This window comes from Chitinophaga sp., from assembly GCF_036566945.1.
Taxonomy (GTDB): domain Bacteria; phylum Bacteroidota; class Bacteroidia; order Chitinophagales; family Chitinophagaceae; genus Chitinophaga.
Window position 1 is genome coordinate 1 of record NZ_DATCVJ010000560.1, and the last position, 4,272, is coordinate 4,272.

The following is a 4,272-nucleotide window of genomic DNA, read 5'->3' on the forward strand; positions in this document are numbered from 1 at the left end:
AACGCGGCCATAGCAGCGACGGAAGAAGCATGCTGCCACCATCTTATGGTTCCGGTCCCGATACGAGCAATGCCGCAGGTACCGGTTATTTTAGCCGCAATGATTTTATCGAAATTCTCCGCTATGCAACAGCCAGGCATATACGCGTATTGCCGGAAATAGAAAGTCCAGGTCATGCACGCGCAGCCGTGAAATCAATGGAGTCCCGCTACTACCGCCTGAAAGCAGCCGGTAAAGAGCAGGAAGCCAATGAATATTTACTCACCGATTTGCAGGATAAATCTGATTATCATTCTGTACAATACTGGAATGATAACGTGATGAACGTAGCACTGCCTTCTACTTATCGTTTCCTCGATAAAGTACTGGAAGAACTCCAAACGATGTATAAAGAAGCAGGGGCGCCACTCTCCGCTGTACACATGGGTGGTGACGAAGTACCTGGCGGTGTGTTTGAAAAATCACCTGCCTGCATCGCTTTAATGCAACAGGATAAATCCCTCACCAACGTAAATGATCTCTGGTACTATTACTACCGTAAAGTAAACGACCTGGTGAAGGCCCGCGGCTTAACAGTCGCCGGATGGGAGGAAGCAGGGATGCGTAAAACTTCTCTGAACGGAGATGCGCAAAGTATTCCTAACCCTGATTTTGTGAATGATAATTTCCAGTTGAACGTATGGAATAATGTGATCGGCGGTGGTCAGGAAGATTTATCATACCGCCTGGCAAATGCTGGTTACAAAGTGATTTTATCAGGTGTGAGCAATTTCTATTTTGATATGGCTTACATGAAATCTTTTGATGAACCAGGTTTTTACTGGGGTGGTTTTGTAGATGTGGATAAGCCTTTTTATTTCATTCCATTTGACTACTACAAAAATCAAAAAGTAGACGGCAGAGGTAATCCGGTAACCGCGGAGCTGTTTGTAGGTAAAGACCGTTTAACCGGTTTTGGCGCCTCCAATATTCCCGGTATACAAGGGCTGCTGTGGAGCGAAACGGTGACCAGCTCTGACCGCATGGAATACATGATGCTGCCTAAATTACTGGGCCTTGCAGAACGTGCATGGGCGCAGGACCCAGCCTGGGCTACCGAAAAAGATCCGGCGAAGGCAGATGCAATGTACGCACAGGCATGGAGCGTATTCAGCAATGTAATGGGTAAACGCGAAATGCCCCGCCTCGATTATTATGATGGTGGTTTCAACTGGCGTATTCCTACCGCTGGTACATCAATAGAGAATGGTGTAGTATCCGCTAATGTACAAATGCCTGGTCTGCAGATCCGGTATACTACTAACGGTGAAGAGCCTACGTTAAAAAGCCCGTTGTATACAGTGCCGGTTTCCGCTGGTGGAAAAATCGTGAAACTGAAGGTGTTCAGCACACGTGGCCGCAGCAGCAGAACGACTACTGTAAAGGTTCCTGTGGCAGAAGCTCAGATGCGGACCAATAAGTTATAGCCGAAAGCTATTATAGCGATTTTTTGTCTTACTCAGGATTATACTGATTTAGATGATTTTCCAGATTTTGTTTTTACAGGATTAAAGAAGATTTTGGGAGATATGAGCGGATAAAAATTCGCTTATATCTCCCAAAATCTTTTTAATCTTCCAAAATCATAAAAGTAAAAATCTGGAAAATCATCTAAATCAGTATAATCCTGAGCAAGACAAAAAATCGCATTTCCCCGTTCATCCATTTTTTACCTCCTCCCTTATCTGTTTTTGTATTTTGTTTGTTCAACCGATAACGACCTGATGTTCCGTATTATTCCACTCATATTTTGCTGCAGCCTTTTTGGTATCACTGTAATGGCGCAAAAGAAAAACGAATCCTATCAACTACAGATGCGTAAAGCGGTTTCACCGGTGAAGATAGATGGTGTGATAGATGAAGCAGCATGGCAGCAGGCCGATGTCACTACACAATTTCATATGGTATTACCGATGGATACCAGTTTGGCAAAACTCCGCACCGATGTACGAATGACGTACGACGATAAGAATATTTACCTGTTAGTAGAAAACTATACTACGGGAGACGGACCATATATGGTGGAGTCGTTGAGAAGGGATTTCGCTTTTCTGAAGAATGATAATTTCCTGTTGTTCATGGATCCGTTTGATGATCAGACCAACGGTTTCAGTTTTGGAGCGAATGCCGCCGGTGCGCAATGGGATGGATTAATGTATGATGGCGGAAAAGTAGATTTGAGCTGGGATAACAAATGGACTTCTGTAGTGAAAAATTATCCGGATAAATGGGTGTTTGAAGCGGCCATCCCTTTTAAAACCATCCGGTATAAAAAAGGGATCACCAAATGGGGAATCAACTTTAGCCGAAACGATCTGAAAACAACGGAGAAGTCGGCCTGGGCGCCGGTACCCCGGCAGTTTGCCACAGCATCACTGGCTTATACCGGTAGCCTGGTATGGGATGCGGCCCCGCCGGAAGCAGGCGCCAATGTATCATTGATTCCTTACCTGTTGGGTGGAGTCTCCAAAGATTATGATAAGGGCACCAAAGAAGCGTATCGCCGCGATGCAGGGCTGGATGCTAAGGTAGCGGTGACTTCTTCCCTGAACCTGGATTTGACCGTGAACCCTGATTTTTCACAGGTAGATGTAGATAAGCAGGTAACCAATCTCGATCGCTTTGAGTTGTTCTATCCTGAAAAGCGGCAGTTCTTCCTCGAAAACGGGGATCAGTTTTCGAATTTTGGGTACACCACTATTCGTCCTTTTTTCTCAAGGCGTATAGGGCTGGGCGGTGTGCCTATCCGTTTTGGTGCGCGGTTGAGTGGAAAGCTTAATAAAGACTGGCGCCTGGGCGTGATGAATATGCAAACCGGTAAACAGGAAGAAACGGGGTTGCCGGCGCAAAACTTTACGGTAGCGGCTTTGCAGCGCCGGGTATTTTCCCGCTCTAATCTGGGCTTCATTTTTATCAATAAGGAATCTGTTAACTATGATCCGTCCAAGGTGACTGAGCAGCAGCCGGTCTATAATAAATATAACCGGAATATGGGCCTGGAGTATAACCTGGCTTCCTCCAATAATTTCTGGACGGGCAAGGCCATGCTCCTGAAATCGTATAGTCCGGGTAAAACGGGGCATGATATGGCCCATGCAGCCAACCTGCAATACACCAGCAAGGAATGGAATATAGGTTGGCAGCATGAGTATGTGGGGCGCAATTACAATGCAGAAGTGGGCTATGTACCGCGGCAGGGCTATATGAAAATAGCGCCGCAAATCACCCACCTGTTTTTCCCTTTGTCCGGCAAGGTGCTGAGCCACGGACCACAGGTAACCAGTACCTGGTTCTTTGATGAAAGGAATTTTCATCGTACCGATAATGAAACCATCCTTAACTATGGCATTGTATTTCGTAAGCGGAATACGTTGAATGTGTGGGCTTCCAATACCTACATTCAGTTATTGCAGCCATTTGATCCTACCAATACGGGTAAGGATAGCCTGCCTACCGGCTCTCAGCATAACTGGAATACCGTGGGAGCTGATTACGTATCCAAGCCCCAGAGTTTGTTCACGTATGCGTTATCTGCCCGTTATGGAGGGTATTATGCAGATGGTACCCGGTTGATGACCAATACGGAGCTGGGATATCGTTTCCAGCCTTACGTGAGTATTGCGCTAAGCGCCAATTACAATTATATTAACCTGCCCAAACCCTGGGGCATCAATTCTTTTTGGTTGGTAGGCCCCCGTTTGGATGTGACCATGACCAACACTTTATTTTTTACAGGCTTCATGCAATACAATGGTCAGCAAAAGAATATGAACCTGAATACCCGCTTCCAATGGCGTTACAGGCCTGCGTCAGACCTTTTTATCGTGTATACGGATAACTACCTGCCCGAGCCTTTTTTTGTGAAAAACAGGGCGTTGGTGCTAAAACTGGTGTACTGGTTTAACATTTAAATCGGGTTTCGTATTAACAGTTAAGAATCGATTAACACTTCTGTATTTTATTCCTGCTAACATTGCACCACTAAATTGGTGTATCAGACGGCTATACCCGTTAAAATATACATTAAGTTTTCATTTACTATCGTTGTGAATATTATCTCCCTGTGGTTTTTACCATGGGGATTTTACCATTTAAAATCATTGTTGTCCGGGTAAATTGAATATAACATGGCCTGTATTCCTTTTCTGATAAGGAATACAGGTTCTTAAATTATTGTATGAAAATCCAGGGAAGCTCCCTGTTATTTATCAGGGAGAAAAACCTAACCCTATT

The 4,272-nt window shown here is 44.9% G+C and carries 2 protein-coding genes; both read left to right on the plus strand.

Features of this window, described 5'->3' with window-relative positions:
- The coding region (locus VIP81_RS17065) for a family 20 glycosylhydrolase (protein ID WP_331963462.1) at positions 1-1,466 on the plus strand (1,466 nt) is incomplete at its 5' end.
- 297 nt (positions 1,467-1,763) lie between these two features.
- Positions 1,764-3,950, plus strand: a complete 2,187-nt coding sequence (locus VIP81_RS17070; RefSeq protein ID WP_331963465.1) for a carbohydrate binding family 9 domain-containing protein — start codon at positions 1,764-1,766, stop codon at positions 3,948-3,950.
- Positions 3,951-4,272 lie beyond the last annotated feature (322 nt).